Below are 18,201 nucleotides of genomic sequence, written 5' to 3' on the forward strand. Positions count from 1 at the left end.
TGCCGGACGCCGCCAGGCAGCGCCCCGAGAAGAGAGAGGTGGCTGGTGGTTCAGGCGGAACGCATGGCCATCGGTGTCGCGCTGGACAGGGCCATGGCCTTGACGAGCTCTTCGGAGCGAATCGCCAATACCGACAGCAAGGTGTCGGAGAGACCGTGGCTCACCTCGCAGCCACCTTGCAGGAACACCTGCACGGCGCCGCCCGCGGCCAGCGGCAGCCGGTAGTGACGGTCAGGATCGCCGTCCTCGAGGTGCTCGCGAAGGCCGGCCAGCAGATGCTGGTGATAGTCACGGCGATATCCCGTGGCCAGGATCACCACATCGAAGCTCAGGGTATGGCGCACGCCATCCACTCGCCCTTCCAGTTCCACCTCCACCCCCTGGTCGAGGGGCCGGCAGGCTTCCACGGAGCGCTCGCAAAGCAGACGGTGACGCTCATGGCCACGCAGCTTCTGCAGGTAGAACAACTGGTAGAGGTTCTCGATCAGTTCCAGGTCCACTACCGAATAGTTGGTATTGCGGTACTCGGCGGACAGCCGCTCACGCCGCTCCGGTGACTGCGCATAGATCCGGTCGGTAAAGGACGGGTTGAAGATCTCGTTGACGAAGGGACTGTCGTCGGATGGCTTGAGTGCCCCGCCCCGCAGGATCAACGATGCCTCGACCTGCGGAAACCGTTGCGTCAGGTCTTGAAAGATTTCGGCGGCGCTCTGGCCACCACCGATCACCGCCACTCGGCGTGGCTGCAGCGGATCGGCCAGCAGCGTCTCGATGCGACCGCGATAGGCCGAGGAATGCAGGACCCGCGGATCGTTCAGCGTGGTGAACGCCGCCGGTAGCTGCGGTGTGCCTCCGATGCCGAGGATCAGGTTGCGGCCCAGGCGGCGTTGCAGCCTGCCCTGCTGGTCACGGGACACCACCTGAACGGCGGCCAGGATACCTTCGCGATACCAGGGCTCCACCGCCACCACCTCCTCGCCATAGTGCACCTGCTCGGCAAAGGCCGCGGCTGCCCAGCCCAGGTAGTCGTTGTATTCCTCGCGGCTGGGAAAGAAGGTCTTGAGGTTGATGAAATCCTCCAGCCGGCCGCGCTCCTTCAGGTAGTTGACAAAGGTGAAGCGGCTGGCGGGATTGCGCAGGGTCGCCAGGTCTTTGAGAAAGGAAATCTGCATCGTGGCGCCGTCGAGGAGCATGCCTTCGTGCCAGCTGAACGCCGGCTTGCGCTCGATGAAGCACCCCTGGGGTTGGCGTCCGCACGCCTGCTCGTCCGCGGCGATGGCCAGTGCCAGGTTGGAGGGCCCGAAGCCGATGCCGATATAGTCGTGGACCTGTTCCATGCGAACCTCTCGTCGATAACCGGGTGGGATCGCCAACCGCCCAAAGCACGATTGACAATCATTCTCACCTCATCGACGAATGGCCTGCTCGCTTGTTCAGGCCTTTTTTGCCAATCGATCCCCGGATCGGTACCCGTTCACAACCGCTAGCCAGGGCGGCCGGCGATCTCGCGCAAGGCATCGCGACTGGCCCGCTCGCGCTGTACGCCCACCAGCTCCACCAGGCGACCGCTCTCCATCTTCAATAGGCGATCAGCCTGATCGAAATAGGCGTCGTCATGGGTGATGGCGAATACCGTCAGCCCCGCGGCCTTCATCTGCGGCAACAACTCTCGGTAGAACAGCTGGCGAAACAGCGGATCCTGGTCAGCGGCCCATTCATCCAGCAGGACGATGCTGCGCCCCTCCAGCATCGCCAGCAGCAGGGCCAGCCGCTTGCGCTGTCCCTGGGACAGGCGGGTATCCACCAGCCGCCCTTCCGCCACCCGGACCTTCCGCCCCAGGTGCAGGCGCCGGAGCCATGCCTCTACCTCGGTCCCAGCCGCCGTCGCCCCCGCAGGGCCCAGCAGGCGGTCGAACAGGTGAAAATCGGTGAAGACGGAGGCGAACATCTGCCGGTAGGCGGTCCAATCAGCGGCTTCCACGCTCTTGCCATCGACTGCCAGCGAACCCTGTTGCGGGCGGTACAGACCGGTCAGCAGGCGCGCCAGGGTCGACTTGCCACTGCCGTTGCCGCCCATGAGGAACACCGTTTCCCCCCGTCTGAGTGTGAGATCCAGCGGGCCCACGTCGAAGCCTTGTTCATCATCCTGGGGCGGATAGCGATACTCGACGCCCCGCAACTCCAGGTGCTCCCAGTCCGTGGCGAAGGGCTGCGTCGGCTCGACGGAGCCGGTCGCGACCGGGGCCAGGGTCAGGGCCTCCACCCGCTCCAGCGCCACCCGTCCGGCCATCAGCGGCGGTAGCGCGGCCACGGCCATCACCAGTGGCGTACGCAGAAAGAGGATGGTCAGAGCATAGGTGGCCGCTACCTCACTGCTGGCCCAGCCCAGCCCGTTGGCCAGGTAGAACGCCAGACCGATGGTACCCAGGACCATGGTGTTGGCCCAGTTGCTGGCCATGGCGTTGTACCGATCCGCCAGGGTGACGTGATCGCGGTAGGCACCGGCGTTGGCCTGGAAATCCTCTTCGAAGAAGCGCTGCGCGCGCGCGCGGTTCAACGCCAGTTCCTTGCGCCCCTCGATCAGCGCCTGGTAGTCCTCATAGAGGCGATTCTCGGCATCGCGCAGTAGGTGCAGGTGACGGTTGAGCCGGGACACGAGCAGCCAGCCCAGGCCCAGGGTCACCGTCATCCAGGCGAGCGTCACGAGAAACAGCGACCAGGACAGCCACGCCAGATAGAGGAAAGCCGCCAGGCTCAACACCGCGCCGTAGAGCAGCCCCGGCAGTTGCACGAAGGCCAGGGTCAGGTTGCGCAGGTCACTGGACAGACTGGCCAGGATGGCGGGCCCGCCGACCGTTTCAAGCCGCTCTATGTCGGTATCCAGCACCCGCTTCACCACCTGCCGCCGCAGATCGTAGACAAAGCTGTGGCCCAAGGCGGTAAGCGCCACCTGGGCACCGGCCGCCAGGATCAGCAACAGCAGGAGCAGCCCGAGAAACTGCAGCAGCGCCTCGGTCAAGGCGGCCTGGGGCGTGACCAGTCGCCAGTTGATGAAGGCGATCACCCCGACGCTGAGCAAGGCACCTCCCAGGCTGAGTAATAGCACCAAGATCGTCGCCAGGGGCCGATAGCGCAGGATGAGGCGAATGAGCGTCATGCACGACCTCGCGTGGGACAGTTGCGGGCAGCACAGCTGCCGGTCAGGGAATTGCGACAGTGCAGGGTGGCGTCCTGCAGAAGAAAATTGACCAGCGCGGGTGAGGCACCGATACGCCGGGCGACGTCCCTTTGGGTCAGGCCCTCGACCCGGCAGAGCGTGATCACGTCCTGGGTGCGCGCCGGCAGCTGGCGCAAGGCGCGCACCACCAGCCCGATTTCTTCCCGGGCCTGAACGACTCGCTCGGCGGAGTGATCGCTGGCCACGCCTTCATCCTGCTCGTCGGGGCTGACGAACCAGCGCTCCTCGAGCTTCTTGCGGCGGAGCTGGTCCACGGCCAGATTCTGGACAACCCGATACAGATAGCGTGACGGCTCCACGACAGCTTGGGAGTCTCGGCGCTCCCAGACCTTGAGAAAGGCCTCCTGCACCACGTCCTCGGCCCGCTTTCGACACCCGAGTAATCGCGTTGCCGTATTGAGGAGTCCGTAATGATGATGATCGAATAGCCGTCCCAGAGCTGAAGCACGATCAGCCGCCCTCTCCTCCGCCGGCTTCACCGGGGAGGCCAAGGCGGCCGACTGCGTGAGCGCGTCGAGAGAGGGCCGGGGCTGGCAGGAGGGCTGAGACGGCGCGAGAGGCGATAGCATTTCTGCATCCGGTAGCAAAGGAATGCCGACTCTAATTGATAAGCATTCTCACAACAACGGACAAACTTAACGTTTCTGGAAAGCGCGCAGCCTGGAGAATCGTGCGATGCGAGAATCCCCCAGCAGGTCCGTGCCAGGCAGGTTCAGGAGGCATCCGAGCAGCCCGCCTATGGCTAGGGCTGGTCGCCCAGGCGGCAATACCCGCTCGTCACGGGCCACGGCCAGGGAGCGAGTCACGTCATGATCCACCCGACCACAGCGCCCCCTCCCCGCTCCGCACTAGCCAAAATTGGCACCTTTGCCGCTAAACCCTGCCTTGAGGTACGAAACTTGTAGTCCCTCGCCTACCGGCCCTTTGCTACCCAAAAGGTTTCCTAAATGCACCAAGACGGCTCCGTTGCGTTACCGCCGCACGTCCGGCATCGGTATACCGGTGACATCGACGAGCATGCGCTCTGCGTCGAGGGCTGGCACATGCAATACGATCAGCTGTCGTCGGGTCGTTTTCAAGGCGAGCTCAGCGACCTCTGGCTGGACGACCTCAGCCTGCTGCGGGATCGCTCCAACCAGGCCATGCTCAAGAGCGGCGAGGCCCAGGGGGACACCCTGACCTTCAGCCTGCCCATGCGTGACGCGGGCGCCCTGCACTGCGGCGGCCATACCCTGCACGAGGCCCAGCTGCTGGTGGCGCGTGGCGACAATCTGCCGGAGCTGCGTACTCCGGCCAATCTCGATCTGCTCTGCATCAATCTGCAGGAAGCCGAGATGGCGCGCCTGCTGGCCTGCCAGCACAGCGCGCTCGACGTGCGCGACCTGTCCGGCTGCTATCGCCTCTCTACCGGCTGTGCCCATGGGGAGCTGGCCGCCCTGGCTCATGAACTCTTCGCCCCGGAAGCGGAGATCCAGACCTGGCTGGCCCACCCGCGTGCCCGCGCCGCCCTGCGCGACACCGTGCTGATGCACCTGCTCGATCTGCTCGACACCAGCGAACCCCACGAGCTGGCGCCCAGCGCGCGATTGCGCATGGTGCGGCGGGCGCGGGAATACGCCCTGGCCCATCCTGACCAGCCGCCCAGCATCCTGGAGCTGTGCAATCGCGTTGGTGCCAGCCGCCGCAAGCTGCAGTACTGCTTCCAGGAGACCCTGGGCATCAACCCGGTCGCCTACCTGCGCACCCTGCGCCTCAATGCGGCGCACCGCGCCCTGCGCCGGGGCGAAGGCGAATCGGTGCAGGACGTCGCCGCCCAGTGGGGCTTCTGCCACCTCAGCCGCTTCGCCCGCGACTACCAGGCGCTGTTCGGGCAACTGCCCTCCGCCACCCTCAAGGAAGCAGCCCAGCGCCTGCCGCGCAGAAATGCTGAATCTGGCTAACGGCGGGTAACGGCTTTCCCTCAGGCTCGACTGGCCAATAAGAAGAGGGAACTCCATGAACGTTACCCGTCCGTTTCACGTCCTCGCCGTCGGCCTCGCCGCCCTGGGGATGACCGCAGCAAGCCTTGCCACCGAGAACGGCTCCCCCACCACCGCCTTCGGTGTCTACAACTTCGGCGCCGGCTTCACCCCGCCGCCCACGCCCCACGGCACCCTTGGCCTGCGTGCCAACTACTACCGGGCTACGTCCATCCGCGACAGTCATGGCCGCGACAACGGCAACGACTTTTCCATCGATGTCCTGTCCCTGGGCCTGGCCTACCTGAAAATGACCGATACCCGGGTGCTCGGCGCCCGCTACGGCTTCGGCGGGGTGGCACCCTTCTTCAAGATGGACGCGGACCTCACCATCAAGGCCAACGGCGTCCCGGTGTTTTCCGACAGCGCCGACCTCTTCCGTCAGGCCGATTTCCAGGTGATTCCGCTGATCCTGCAGTGGGAGCCCTCGCGCAACCTGGGGGTGAACTTCTGGTTCCAGGTGCAGGCGCCCACCGGTGACTATGACAAGAATCGGCTGGTCAATCCGGGCACCAACCACTGGACCGTCTCGCCGATGCTCAACCTGAGCTACATCACCGATTCGGGCTTCGAGGTGTCGTCCAGCTTCCAGGCCGATTTCAACAGCCGCAACCACGCCACCGACTACCGCAGCGGCACGGAATACCGCCACGAATTCGCCGTGGGTCAGCACTTCGGCCCCTGGACCGCGGGCCTGGGCGGCTACTACTACCGCCAGCTCACCGACGACGACGCCCCTGGCCTCAGCCGCGGCAATCGTGCCCGGGTACTGGCGCTGGGCCCGGCGCTGAGCTTCTTCAAGCCTGGCCTGCCGCCGGTCTGGGTGCACCTCTACAAGGACATCGACGCCCGCAACCGCGCCGAGGGCTACACCCTCGCCGTGCGGCTCTCCCACAGCTTCTGAGGAATCGCGCATGACACTCACAGCCTCCTCCAGCCCCACGGCCGGCCGGCGCCAGGGCGCCGTGCTCCTGCTCGGCAGTAGCCTGACCATCATGGGTTCGGTGATGGTCGCCCCGATCATTCCCAAGCTGGGCGCCGAATTCGGCCCCATCGAACCCCGCGCCGATCTGCTGATCCCCCTGGCGATGACCGGTCCCGCCCTGGCCATCGCGCTTTTCGCACCCCTGGCCGGCTGGCTGGCCGACCGCCTGGGTCGCAAGCGCCTGCTGATCCTGGCGACGTTCTGCTACGCCCTGCTCGGCATGCTGCCGGCGCTGCTGCAGTCGCTACCGGCCATTACCCTCACCCGCCTGGTCTTCGGCCTGGCCGAGGCGGCGGTGATGACCTGTTGCGTGACCCTGATCGCCGACTACTGGCAGGGCAGCAAGCGCCTGGCCTACGTCAACGGCCAGGTCATTGCCATCAGCCTGGTGGGCTCGCTGTTCTATGTGGTCGGCGGCGCCCTGGGCGAGCACTCCTGGCGCACGCCCTTCTACCTCTATCTGCTGCCGCTGCTGCTGGTGCCCTTCATGCTGAGGCTGCTGTGGGAACCGGTCCGCGCCAAGGTCACCATCGGCGCCGACGAAGGCCCCCAGCACAGTGCGCCGCTGCCCCTGATCGTCAATTACCTGCTGGTCTTCGCCGGCATGGTGCTCAGCGTGGTGGTGCCTATCCAGAGTCCGCTGCTGCTGGTGCAGCTGGGCATCACCTCCAGCACCCTGATCGGCGCCTCGGCGGGCCTGGGGCTGCTGGCGACCCTGGGCGGGCCGTTGCTGTGGCCGCTGCTGCGTCGCTGGTGGGGCTTGGCCGGCTGCAACGCCGTGCTGCTGGCCAGCATGGGCATTGGCCTCTGGCTGCTGGTGAACGCCCGCAGCTATGAAGCCGTGCTGGTTGCGGTGACGGTGCATGGTCTCGGCGTCGGCATGCTGGTGCCCAACACCATGGCACCGGTGATGGGCGCCCTGAGCGCCCGGGCACGGGGTCGCGGCATGGGTGGCTACACCGGCTGCCTCTACCTGGGCCAGTTCGCCAGCCCCCTGGTGGTCGCCGTGATCCTGCCCTTTGCCGGCGATCTGCATCTGGCCATCCGCGCCCTGGCCAGCGCCGCCCTGGTCGCCGCACTCGCCTGGGCCGCCGTCGGCCTGCTGCGGCGCAAGGCCGCCCTGCCGACCCCGTCGCGCTCTTCCTGAATTCTGCTCGAGGATCTTCCATGCATAGCCTGCAACCCCTGCTGGACACCCAAGATGGCCACGGCCTGGCAACGCTGCTGCGACAAAAAGAAATCACTGCCAGCGAATTGCTCGAAGCCGTCATCGACCGCCTGGACACCGTGGAGCCCGGCCTCAATGCCGTGAGCGAACGGCTATACGACCAGGCCCGTGCGGCCGCCAAGGCACCGCTCGACCTGTCGGCACCCTTCGCCGGGGTACCGACCCTGGTCAAGGATCTTTTCACCCCGCTGGCCGGTGCCCGCATGACCAATGGCTCCCTGGCCCTGGGCGAGGCCCGACCGGATTTCGACTGCGAACTGGTGACCCGCCTGCGCCAGGCCGGTTGCCTGTTCGTCGGCACCACCACCTCACCGGAATTCGGCACCTCCTACAGCACCGAGTCCCGCCGCTTCGGCGCCACCGCCAATCCCTGGAATCGCGCCCACAGTGCCGGGGGATCGAGTGGCGGCACGGCAGCCCTGGTCGCCGCGCGGGTGGTGCCCTTCGCCCATGGCAACGACGGCGGTGGCTCGCTGCGGGTGCCGGCGTCCTGCTGCGGCATCTTCGGCCTCAAGCCCAGCCGTGGCCGGATGCCTTCCGGGCCCATGGTCGGTGAGGGCTGGGCCGGTATGGGCACACCCCATGCCATGAGCCTGTCGGTACGCGACAACGCCCTGCTGCTGGATGCCACCGCCGGTGCCGATCTCGGCGCGCCCTATGCCGCACCGGCCCACGACGTCCCCTTCGCCAACCTGCTGGAGCGCGATCCGCGCCCCCTGCGCATCGCCCTGGTCGAGCACCTGGCGCCCTGGCCAAGCGGACCCGACGCCCTGGCCGCGGTGCGCCACACCGCCCGGCTGTGCGAAAGCCTCGGCCACCACGTCGAGCCGGCGACCCTGCCGGTGGATCTGCCAGGCTTTCTCGACCAGGTCTTCGACATCATCGGCCCCAGCACCCGCCACTACCTGCAGGTCCTTGGCGCCCTGCGCGGCGCGCCGGTCAGCGACGAGGAGCTGGATGCCCGCACGCGGGTGATCCTGCGCGAGCGGGGCGACATTCCGGCCCATCGCTATGCCGCCGCGGTGGAGGGCCTGCATGCCCTGGGTCGGACCCTGGCGCGCTTTCTCACCGACTATGATCTGATTCTCACCCCTACCCTGACCCGCGAGCCGCCACGCCTGGGCGAGCTGGACGGCGGGCACGAGGAACGCCCGCTGGCCGAGGCCATCGCCGCCTTCCACAGCTATTCCCCCTTCACCGCCCTGTTCAACGCCAGCGGCCAGCCGGCCATGTCGGTGCCCCTGTGGTGGACCGCCAATGGCCTGCCCCTGGGCAGCCATTTCGCCGCGCGCTTTGGCGAGGAAGGTACCCTGCTGGCCCTGGCCGCCCAGCTGGAGCGCGCCCAGCCCTGGGCCGGACGGCGGCCGCCGCTGTGCGGGATCCTGCGACCGGCTTGAAGTCTGGGAGCGGCAGGACAGACGTACAGCGGAGTGCATAAGAAGCGGGCGATGGGCATCACATTGCAGTGATAATCCTATCGCCCGCTTCGCTTCGCGGGTCGTTATACTGGCCGGGCACGGCGCGCGACGGACGCTTCCAGTGCTCGGCCTGAAGGCGCCCGCCTGTCGCTCGCCATTTTCCCTGCTGTCTGGGCGGGGCAACGTACGAGTGGCCCGATGAGCTCCCTGACCTCGACCCCGATTCCTTCGTACGTCCTCGCCGACGACCTCGATCTCGTCGCCGAGATCGCCGCTGTACCCAGGATTCTGGCAGTGATATGCCAGCTGACCGGCATGGGCTTCTCGGCCGTCGCCCGGGTGACCGATGACCGCTGGATCGCCTGCAGCACCCTCGACCACATCAATTTCGGTCTCGCGCCTGGCGGGGAGCTGGTGGTCAAGTCGACGATCTGCGATGAGATCCGCGACCGCCGCCAGCCCGTGGTGATCGATGACGTACAGCAGGATGCGCTTTACCGCGACCACCACACGCCCCGGCAGTATGGTTTCCGCAGCTACATTTCCGTCCCCATCGTGCTGGACGACGGATCCTTCTTCGGCACCCTGTGCGCCATAGACCCCGAACCCGCCCGACCGAGTCGCCCCGAAGTCCTCACGAGCTTCGAGCTGTTCGCCAGCATGATCGCGCTGGAGATCGCGGCGCAGCGGCGCTTCGTCGCGGCGCGCAACGTGCTGCACAGCGAGGCCTTCTCCCGCAGTCTGCTCAAGGCCAGCCTGGACTGCGTGAAGGTGCTGTCCACCGATGGCCACATCGAATTCGTCAACGCCCAGGGCCTGGAACTCATCCAGCTCCACACCGAGGATCAGGTCCTGGGGCAGGAATATGCCGCGCTATGGCCAGAAGACGAACGTTGGAAGATCCGCCAGGCCGTCGAACAGGCCGGCCAGGGGCAGGCGACCCGGGTCGAGGGCTTCTGCCCGACCTCCCAGGGGGAGCCGCGTTGGTGGGAGGTGTCCTGCTCGCCTTTCGAGGTGGCGGGCACCCGGCACCCCAAGATCGTCTGCATCTCGCGCGACATCAGCAGGCGTGTCCTCGCGGATCAGGCGCTTCAGGCCCGGGCCGAGGCCATCTCCGCCCTCAATGACGACCTGGAACGCCAGGTTTCGGCGCGCACCGCCGAGCGTGACCAGATCTGGAGGTGCTCCAACGATCCCCTCTGCGTGGCGAGCCTCGACGGCTTCTTCCTCAGCCTCAACCCGGCCTGGGTGGTGACCCTGGACTGGACGATCAGCGAACTCAAGGCCCAGCCGCTGATGGCCCTCGTCCACACCGACGACCTGACGGGCACCCGCCAGGCGTTCTGGAAGCTGCAGCAGGGGACGCCGCTGGTCAGCTTCGAGAACCGCTATCGCCGTCGCGACGGCTCCTATCGCTGGCTGTCCTGGAATGCCGTGCGCAGCGATGACCTCATCTATGCCACGGTGCGCGACGTATCCCACCAACGGCAGCAGGCGCTGGACCTGGCAACGGCCGAGGATGCCCTGCGGCAATCGCAGAAGATGGAGGCCATCGGTCAGCTCACCGGCGGGGTGGCCCATGACTTCAACAACCTGCTGACCGTCATCAAGTCGTCCTGCGACCTGCTCAAGCGACCCAACCTGAGCGAGGAGCGACGCGACCGCTACATCGGTGCGATTTCCACCACCATCGACCGCGCGGCGAAGTTGACAGGTCAGCTGCTGGCGTTCGCCCGGCGCCAGGCGCTCACCCCCGAGGTATTTTCGGCAAGCTCGAACGTCCAGGCCCTGAACGACATGCTGGGGACGTTGCTGGGCTCGCGAATCAGCGTCGCGCTCGATCTGCCCGATCATCCCTGCCTGGTCTACGCCGACCCCGGCCAGTTCGATACCGCCCTGGTGAACATGGCGGTCAATGCCCGCGACGCCATGGACGGCGCGGGCCAGCTGACCATAGCCGTCACGACGGTCGAGGCGATTCCGGAGAGCCCCTCACACGCCGCCCTGGCGATTCCGGCGATAGTCATCTCGATCACCGACACCGGCAGCGGCATCGCCCGAGAGCACCTCGCACAGATCTTCGAACCCTTCTTCACCACCAAGCGGGTCGGTCAGGGCACGGGGCTGGGCCTGAGTCAGGTGTTCGGCTTCATCAAGCAATCCGGCGGCGAAATCCGGGTAGCGAGCGAAGTCGGCCGCGGCACCACCTTTCAGCTCTACCTGCCGCGGGCGACCAGTGCCATGCAGCCCCTGGCGACGAACGAAACCCTGGCCGTGGCCGATGGACGAGGCACCTCGGTCCTGGTGGTGGAAGACAATCCCGACGTCGGCACCTTCGCGGCAGACTCGTTGCGGGATCTGGGCTATCACCCCGTCCTGGCCCCCAACGCCGAGGCGGCCCTGATCCTGCTCGCGGAAAGGCCAGAGCACTACGACGTGGTCTTTTCGGATGTGGTCATGCCTGGCATGGGCGGCCTCGCCCTCGCCATCGAAATCAGACGGCTGTATCGCAGCCTGCCCATCCTGCTGACCTCCGGCTACAGCCATGTCCTGGCAACCAACGGCGCCCAGGGGTTCGAGCTGATCCACAAGCCCTATTCGGTGGAAGAGCTGTCGCGCCGCCTGCAGAAGATTCTCGAGGACGCCGCGGCTCACCGTTGACCCGCGCAAGGCAGACCTCGCCGCCGCACCCGGTGTCGTCTGCGGCGGATGCGGCATGGCGGGGTTCCTTGCCTTTCCTGTCCGGTCAGCTCCGGCGACCAGGTAGCGACCGGTGGCGCGACGGCGGCCATCCACCCGGCTCGACCGATCGGGTAACATGCGCCGCCGCGGGCCAATGACCCGCTGTCAATAGGCGAGGAGTTCAGCGTGTTCGATACCCAGGTCATCATCATCGGTGCCGGCGCCGCAGGTTTGATGTGCGCCCTGAGCGCCGCCGCGCGCGGCCGCCGGGTGCTGGTAATCGACCATGCCAACAAGGCCGGCAAGAAGATCCTCATGTCCGGCGGTGGCCGCTGCAACTTCACCAATCTCTATTGCGAGCCCGCCAACTTCCTCTCGCAGAATGCGCACTTCTGCAAATCGGCGCTGGCCCGCTACACCCAGTGGGACTTCATCGCCCTGGTGGCCAAGCATGGCGTGCCGTACCACGAGAAGAAGCTGGGCCAGCTGTTCTGCGACAACAAGGCCAGCGACATCCTCGCCCTGCTGCTGGACGAGTGCGAACAGGGCGGCGTCGACATCCGCCTCGATACCTCAGTGCAGGAGATCGCCCGCCTCGACCCGGGTGGCTACCAGCTGCAGACCAGCCTGGGGACGGTGCGTGGCGAGTCCCTGGTGATCGCCACCGGTGGCCTGTCGATCCCGACCCTGGGCGCCACCGGCTTCGGCTATCAGGTCGCGCGCCAGTTCGGCCATCAGCTCCTGCCCACCCGGGCCGGCCTGGTGCCCTTCACCGTCACCGATCCGCAGCTGAAGGAATTCTGCAGCGCCCTGTCCGGCACGGCGGTGGAAGACTGCCGGATAAGCTGCAACGGCCAGAGCTTCGTCGAGAATCTGCTGTTCACCCATCGCGGCCTCAGCGGTCCGGCGATCCTGCAGATCTCCTCCTACTGGCAACCGGGCGATACGCTCAGCATCGACCTGCTGCCTCATCTCGACCTGGCGCAGTGGCTCGCCGAGCAGCGCCAGGCGCGCCCCAACAGCGAACTCAAGACGCTGCTGGGCGAGCTGTTCACCAAGAAGATGGCCACCCTGCTCGCCGACAGCTGGTTCCAGTCCAGGCCGCTCAAGCAGTACACCCCCGAAGAACTCAAGGCCATCGCCGCGCGGTTGCACGACTGGCGACTGGTCCCGGCGGGCACCGAGGGCTATCGCACCGCCGAGGTCACCCTGGGCGGCGTCGACACCCGCGAGGTCTCGTCCAAGACCCTGGAGTCGCTCAAGTCACCTGGCCTGTACTTCATCGGCGAGGTGCTGGATGTCACCGGCCACCTGGGCGGCTTCAACTTCCAGTGGGCCTGGGCCTCGGGCTACGCCGCGGCGCAATACGTCTAACCCAGGGATCACCACGAAGGTGCTTTGCCTGCGCTGGGCACACCGCCGCGCCGAACGTTCCGCCGTCTACGCAAGGACTCAGGCAGCCGAAGACGGCCAGGTATGACTTGCGATGCGCAGGAAATTACCGCCCAGGATGGCATCGATATCGACGTCGCTGTAACCCCTGCCGGCCAGCTGCTGCCTGAGCTCGGGTAGCGCCTCCGGTTGCAGCTGGGTATGACCGTGAGGCTGTCCATAGTGACGTGCTGGCCACCAGTCTTCAGCGTCGACTCCCGCAGGAAGGTCATGGTCGTCAGGACACAACTCGGTATCGAGCCCGATGCCGATATGACGGGTCCCGACCCGTTCCGCCAGGTAGTCGATCTGGCGGATATAGCTGGTCACTGATGCCTCGGGATCACCCAGAAAGATGCCCAGTCCCGTCAGGCCGATCACGCCATCCTGTTCGGCACAGGCCTGGATCTGCCGGTCGCTCACCGTCCGGGGATGATCGTGGAGCGCCTTGATGTTGGTATGGGAGAAGACCACCGGTTGCGTCGAGACCGCCATGATTTCGAGGCTGGCACGCTCGCTCGCGTGGGCACAGTCGAGGGTGATGCCAGCTGCATTCCCGGCTGCCACCATCGCTCGGCCCAGCGCCGTCAGGCCGCCACCCTCGCCATGGCAACCGCCAGCGCAGGCGTTGTCGCGGTTGTAGGCGAGCAGCATCTGGCGTACCCCAAGAGAGGCGTATAGACCCACCATCGCCGGGTCGTCGAGCAGCATGGTCGAGCCTTCCAGATCGAAGGAAATGGCCAGCTTGCCTTGCTCGCGTGCACGGTGGAGGTCGGCCACCTCGCCGGCGAGGCAGAAGTGCGCGTCATGCCGAGCGAGCCAGGCGCGGAAGCCGGCGAGGGTTTGCAGCACCGTCGTGAACGGCGTCATGTCCATGCCGACGTTGATCGACACGTGATGGAAGCCGGCGTCGCGATAGCGACCCAAGGCAGACATGTCCTGCCCCGGTACGAGGGGCAGGCAGGCATGGGCCTCCCAACGTAGCGGCAGAGGTCGCTCGCGCCTGGGCGCCATCGTCTCCAAGGTCTTCTCCCCTCTCCACGTCTCCGGAGGGGCTCACCATAGCACGCAGACTCAAAGGACGGCCTGGCGACGGAGACCCCGTCGCCAGGTAGGCCCGACTTCGCGTCGGCGGCGGCCTAGCCGAGGCTGACGCCCCGCAGCAGCGCCGGATCCACGCTTCGGGCCCGGTAGCGGACCGAGGCCTGACCATAGGCCTTGGGATCGAGCACCCGGTCCCAGCGGCCGTTGGCTACCTGCTGGACCGGTGCGACTTCGGTTTGCGCGACCTTGGGCTGCGGCACGGCCTGGCTGCGTCTTTCGTTGATCTCGGCGGCCATGGCGGTATAGCTGGCGGTGCTGAGCAGGGCGAGTGCGGCCATCTTGTTGAAGACGTTCATGGGGGATTCTCCTGTCTTGAACATGGGGGCTGGCGTCACCGCGGCAAGCGGTCCGGCGTCAGTCACGGTGCTACCTTGCGCCCTGGCGTCTTAACGCTGTCTTAACCCCTCTGAACCCGACCTGAACGGCTGCGACAACCTGCCCCAGGCGATGGCCACTGGCCAATTGATCTGGATCAGTTTTGCCCAGGGCCAGCAGGCGCATCCTGCATGCAGCCGCCACTCCGCCCTGGAGGGGCGCCACGGCTCGCGAGGTCGCCATGAACGGACGCCTGGTCAAAGAACTCTTGGTCATCCTGCTGATCAAGCTGGCGCTGCTGATGGTGATCAAGAGCCTCTGGTTCAGCGCCCCCACGGTTCCGCCCGACGCCACCCAGGCGGTCAGCGCCCACCTGCTGGACTAGTACCCCTTCCTTTAGCTTGAGGAGATTGCCGGGATGATCTCGGAATCCGTCGTGGACCTGTCACGCCTGCAATTCGGCATGACCGCGCTGTATCACTTCATCTTCGTGCCCCTGACCCTGGGGCTGGTGGTGATCCTGGGAATCATGGAATCGGTCTATGTGATGACCGGCCGCCAGGTCTACAAGGACATGACCAAGTTCTGGGGCAAGCTGTTCGGCATCAACTTCGCCCTGGGCGTCACCACCGGCCTGACCATGGAGTTCCAGTTTGGCACCAACTGGGCCTACTACTCACACTATGTCGGCGACATCTTCGGCGCGCCCCTGGCCATCGAGGGCCTGATGGCCTTCTTCCTCGAATCCACCCTGATCGGGCTGTTCTTCTTTGGCTGGGATCGCCTGTCCAAGGGCCAGCACCTGCTGGTGACCTGGCTGGTGGCGCTGGGCTCGAACCTCTCCGCGCTGTGGATCCTAGTGGCCAACGGCTGGATGCAGAACCCGGTCGGCGCCGAGTTCAACTACGTGACCATGCGCATGGAGCTGGCCGACTTCGGTGCCCTGCTGCTCAACCCCGTGGCCCAGGTGAAGTTCGTCCACACCGTGGCCTCGGGCTACGTCACCGGCGCCATCTTCGTGCTGGCCATCTCCAGCTACTACCTGCTCAAGGGCCGCGACATCGGCTTCGCCCGGCGCTCCTTCGCCGTGGCCGCCGCCTTCGGTACCGCCGCGGTCATCTCGGTGATCGTGCTGGGTGACGAATCCGGCTATCGCGTGGGCGAGGTCCAGAAGGTCAAGCTGGCCGCCATCGAAGCCGAGTGGAACACCGAGGAAGCCCCGGCCTCCTTCACCCTGTTCGGCATCCCCAATCAACAGGAGATGCGCACCGACTACGCGGTGAAGATCCCCTATCTGATGGGCCTGATCGCCACCCGCTCCACCACCGAACAGGTCACCGGCATCAAGGATCTGGTCAGCCAATACGAGGCCCGCGTCCGCAACGGCGCCCAGGCTTACGCCCTGCTGGAGCGACTGCGCGCCGGCGACGACTCCGCCGCCACCCGCGCCGCCTTCGACGCCCACAAGCAGGACCTGGGCTATGGCCTGCTGTTGAAGAAATACGTTAACGATCCCGCCACGGCCACCCCCGAGCAGGTCCGCCAGGCCGCGCGGGACACCATCCCTGGCGTCGCCAGCCTGTTCTGGACCTTCCGCATCATGGTCGCCAGTGGCGTGCTGATGCTGGCGCTGTTCATCTGCGCCTTCTGGGCCTCGACCCGGCGCAACGAGCTCAAGAAGCCCTGGCTGCTGAAGTGGGCCCTGTTCAGCCTGCCGCTGCCCTGGATCGCCACCCAGACCGGTTGGTGGGTGGCCGAGCACGGTCGCCAGCCCTGGACCATCAGCGAGGTCCTGCCCACCCACCTGTCGGCCTCGACCCTGGCTCCGGCCGATCTGTGGGGCTCCATCGGCGCCTTGGTGACCTTCTACACCCTGCTCCTGATCGTGGAGATGTACCTGATGATCCGCTTCGCCCGCCTCGGCCCGAGCAGCCTGCACACCGGCCGCTACTTCCACGAACGGGCTGCCCAGGTCGGCGACGCCCTGCGCCAGGCCGCCACCGCCAAGCCCGTTGCACCGGCCAACGCCTGAGGAGACTGCCATGTTCGACTACGAAGTGCTCAAGCTCACCTGGTGGGTGCTGATCGGCGTCCTGCTGATCGGCTTCGCCCTAACCGACGGCTTCGACATGGGCGCCATGATCCTGATGCCCCTGATCGGCAAGACCGACAAGGAACGCCGCGCCGCCATCAACAGTATCGCGCCGCACTGGGACGGCAACCAGGTCTGGTTCATCACCGCCGGTGGCGCCCTCTTCGCCGCCTGGCCGATGGTCTATGCCACCGCCTTCTCCGGGCTCTATTGGGCCCTGCTGCTGGTGCTCTTCGCCTTGTTCCTGCGTCCGGTGGGTTTCGACTACCGCAGCAAGCTCGACAACACCCGCTGGCGCAACGCCTGGGACTGGGGCCTGTTCACCGGCAGCCTGGTGCCGGCCCTGGTGTTCGGCGTGGCTTTCGGCAATCTTTTCCAGGGCGTGCCCTTCCAACTCGACGACACCCTGAGATCCACCTACAGCGGCAGCTTTTTCGCTCTGCTCAACCCCTTCGCCCTGCTCAGCGGCGCGGTCAGCCTGGCTATGCTCTGCGCCCATGGCGGCAGCTGGCTGATGCTGCGTACCCACCACGCCCTGGGCGAGCGCGCCCGGCGTGCCACCGGCCTGTGCGCCCTGCTCCACCTCGTCACCTTCGGTCTGGCCGGTGTCTGGCTGGCCTACGGCTTCGACGGCTACGTGCTGGTCAGCCAGGGCGATCCGGGCAGCGCCCTGAATCCGCTGCACAAGGTGGTGACCGCCGGCAATCCGGGCTGGCTGGCCAACTACCATACCCAGCCGCTGACCCTGCTCGCCCCGGTGCTGGCCGCACTCGGCAGCGTCCTGGCCCTGCTCGGCAGCAGTTGGCGGCAGGCCGGCCTGGCCTTCACCGGTACGTCCCTGGCCATCGTCGGCACCCTCGCCACCGCCGGCTGCGCGCTGTTTCCCTTCGTGCTGCCGTCGAGCCTGGACCCGGCTTCCAGCCTGACCATCTGGGACGCCGTCTCCAGCCACAAGACGCTGGGCATCATGTTCGTCGCCGCGGCCATTTTCGTGCCGCTCATCCTGGCCTACACCCTGTGGAGCTACGTGCGCATGTGGGGCAAGGTCGACGATCGCTTCATCGACGCCAACCCCCACGGCCTCTACTGATCACCGATCTCAAGGAGACTCCTTCATGTGGTACTTCACTTGGATCCTTGGTGTCCTGCTCGCCGCGAGCTTCGGCATCATCAACGCCCTCTGGCTGGAAAGCACCCGGGAGCTGGACGTCCATGACGATGCCGAGTGCTGAGGCCCTGCCCCGCGTCCACCCACTAGGACGGACGCTGTCCCTGCTGCTGGCGGCGCCCCTGGCGCTGCTGCTGATGATTCACCCGGGCTTGATGCTCGATGCCAGCGGGCATTACAGCCATCCGCTGCTGATGGGAGTGATGCTTGGCGTCTCCGCCGGCCTGGTCCACGGCGTCGGTTTCGTGCCGCGGCTCTGGCTGTGGCGCCTGGTGTTCGGGCCGCTGGTGGGCTGGCCGTTGCTGGGGCTGGGTTACGCCCTGCTCATCAGAGCGCAGCTCGGCTGACGAAGCCTGACAAAAGCGCCCGGACTTCCCGGGCGCTTTTCTGGCTACCCGCGCCCTGCCGGGATCCACTCCTCCCCGCCCGTCGTTCAAGCCTTTAATAAGCTGACTATAAATCTTCACCTCTAGCTGCCGACATAACCGGAATCGACCCCGCCTTCGCTGGCTCATTGCCTTG

General features: G+C 66.3%; 16 protein-coding genes. 11 read left to right on the forward strand and 5 right to left on the reverse strand.

The genetic code is table 11. From position 1 onward, the window contains the following. Positions 1-50 precede the first annotated feature (50 nt). From PJ259_RS06665 to PJ259_RS06675, 3 genes are all read right to left on the reverse strand, one after another. The gene (locus tag PJ259_RS06665; RefSeq protein ID WP_271655218.1) at positions 51-1,337 is read right to left on the reverse strand and encodes a lysine N(6)-hydroxylase/L-ornithine N(5)-oxygenase family protein; all 1,287 of its coding nucleotides are present in this window, start codon (positions 1,335-1,337) and stop codon (positions 51-53) included. Between the two features lie 146 nt (positions 1,338-1,483). Then, positions 1,484-3,157 (reverse strand): multidrug ABC transporter permease/ATP-binding protein, encoded by a 1,674-nt coding sequence (locus PJ259_RS06670; RefSeq protein WP_271655219.1) that lies wholly within the window; start codon positions 3,155-3,157, stop codon positions 1,484-1,486. Next, the gene (locus PJ259_RS06675) at positions 3,154-3,807 is read right to left on the reverse strand and encodes a sigma-70 family RNA polymerase sigma factor (protein WP_082696353.1); all 654 of its coding nucleotides are present in this window, start codon (positions 3,805-3,807) and stop codon (positions 3,154-3,156) included. The genes PJ259_RS06670 and PJ259_RS06675 overlap by 4 nt, the downstream gene beginning before the upstream one ends. A 378-nt stretch (positions 3,808-4,185) precedes the next feature. Between PJ259_RS06675 and PJ259_RS06680 the strand changes: the two genes are divergently transcribed. The 6 genes from PJ259_RS06680 (at position 4,186) to PJ259_RS06705 (ending at position 12,943) form a co-directional block, all read left to right on the forward strand. Beyond that, the gene (locus PJ259_RS06680; RefSeq protein WP_271655220.1) at positions 4,186-5,178 is read left to right on the forward strand and encodes a helix-turn-helix domain-containing protein; all 993 of its coding nucleotides are present in this window, start codon (positions 4,186-4,188) and stop codon (positions 5,176-5,178) included. A gap of 55 nt (positions 5,179-5,233) precedes the next feature. Then, positions 5,234-6,160, forward strand: a complete 927-nt coding sequence (locus tag PJ259_RS06685) for a SphA family protein (protein WP_271655221.1) — start codon at positions 5,234-5,236, stop codon at positions 6,158-6,160. 10 nt (positions 6,161-6,170) lie between these two features. Next, positions 6,171-7,388: an MFS transporter gene (locus PJ259_RS06690; RefSeq protein ID WP_271655222.1), complete on the forward strand. Its 1,218-nt coding sequence runs from the start codon at positions 6,171-6,173 to the stop codon at positions 7,386-7,388. Positions 7,389-7,408: 20 nt separating this feature from the next. Then, positions 7,409-8,866 (forward strand): amidase, encoded by a 1,458-nt coding sequence (locus PJ259_RS06695; RefSeq protein ID WP_271655223.1) that lies wholly within the window; start codon positions 7,409-7,411, stop codon positions 8,864-8,866. 219 nt (positions 8,867-9,085) lie between these two features. Continuing rightward, the gene (locus PJ259_RS06700) at positions 9,086-11,548 is read left to right on the forward strand and encodes a PAS domain S-box protein (RefSeq protein ID WP_271655224.1); all 2,463 of its coding nucleotides are present in this window, start codon (positions 9,086-9,088) and stop codon (positions 11,546-11,548) included. 207 nt (positions 11,549-11,755) lie between these two features. Next, positions 11,756-12,943: an NAD(P)/FAD-dependent oxidoreductase gene (locus PJ259_RS06705; RefSeq protein WP_271655225.1), complete on the forward strand. Its 1,188-nt coding sequence runs from the start codon at positions 11,756-11,758 to the stop codon at positions 12,941-12,943. 78 nt (positions 12,944-13,021) lie between these two features. On the opposite strand, the gene PJ259_RS06710 is transcribed toward PJ259_RS06705, so the two are convergent. Continuing rightward, the gene (locus tag PJ259_RS06710) at positions 13,022-13,936 is read right to left on the reverse strand and encodes a dipeptidase (RefSeq protein WP_271655226.1); all 915 of its coding nucleotides are present in this window, start codon (positions 13,934-13,936) and stop codon (positions 13,022-13,024) included. Between the two features lie 203 nt (positions 13,937-14,139). Next, positions 14,140-14,400 carry a hypothetical protein gene (locus tag PJ259_RS06715; protein WP_271655227.1) on the reverse strand — a complete coding sequence of 87 codons (261 nt, stop codon included), beginning with the start codon at positions 14,398-14,400 and terminating at the stop codon, positions 14,140-14,142. A 260-nt stretch (positions 14,401-14,660) separates the two neighbouring features. Here PJ259_RS06715 and cydP point away from each other — a divergent pair, with 260 nt between their 5' ends. The 5 genes from cydP to PJ259_RS06740 are packed head-to-tail and all read left to right on the forward strand — an operon-like array spanning position 14,661 to position 18,026. Continuing rightward, positions 14,661-14,804: a cytochrome oxidase putative small subunit CydP gene (gene cydP / locus PJ259_RS06720; protein ID WP_017641416.1), complete on the forward strand. Its 144-nt coding sequence runs from the start codon at positions 14,661-14,663 to the stop codon at positions 14,802-14,804. Positions 14,805-14,837: 33 nt separating this feature from the next. Continuing rightward, positions 14,838-16,451, forward strand: a complete 1,614-nt coding sequence (locus PJ259_RS06725) for a cytochrome ubiquinol oxidase subunit I (RefSeq protein WP_059315292.1) — start codon at positions 14,838-14,840, stop codon at positions 16,449-16,451. 10 nt (positions 16,452-16,461) lie between these two features. Further along, the gene (gene cydB, locus PJ259_RS06730) at positions 16,462-17,601 is read left to right on the forward strand and encodes a cytochrome d ubiquinol oxidase subunit II (RefSeq protein ID WP_271655228.1); all 1,140 of its coding nucleotides are present in this window, start codon (positions 16,462-16,464) and stop codon (positions 17,599-17,601) included. A gap of 25 nt (positions 17,602-17,626) precedes the next feature. Then, positions 17,627-17,743: a cytochrome bd-I oxidase subunit CydX gene (gene cydX, locus PJ259_RS06735; RefSeq protein ID WP_007158843.1), complete on the forward strand. Its 117-nt coding sequence runs from the start codon at positions 17,627-17,629 to the stop codon at positions 17,741-17,743. Beyond that, on the forward strand, positions 17,730-18,026 hold the full coding sequence (locus PJ259_RS06740; protein ID WP_059315294.1) for a cyd operon YbgE family protein: 297 nt from the start codon (positions 17,730-17,732) through the stop codon (positions 18,024-18,026). Before cydX ends, PJ259_RS06740 begins: the two co-directional genes overlap by 14 nt. The last annotated feature ends 175 nt before the right edge of the window (positions 18,027-18,201 follow it).

Origin of the sequence: Pseudomonas sp. JBR1 (genome assembly GCF_028198185.1) — a bacterium.
In the GTDB taxonomy this organism is placed as follows: Bacteria; Pseudomonadota; Gammaproteobacteria; order Pseudomonadales; family Pseudomonadaceae; genus Chryseomonas; species Chryseomonas oryzihabitans_E.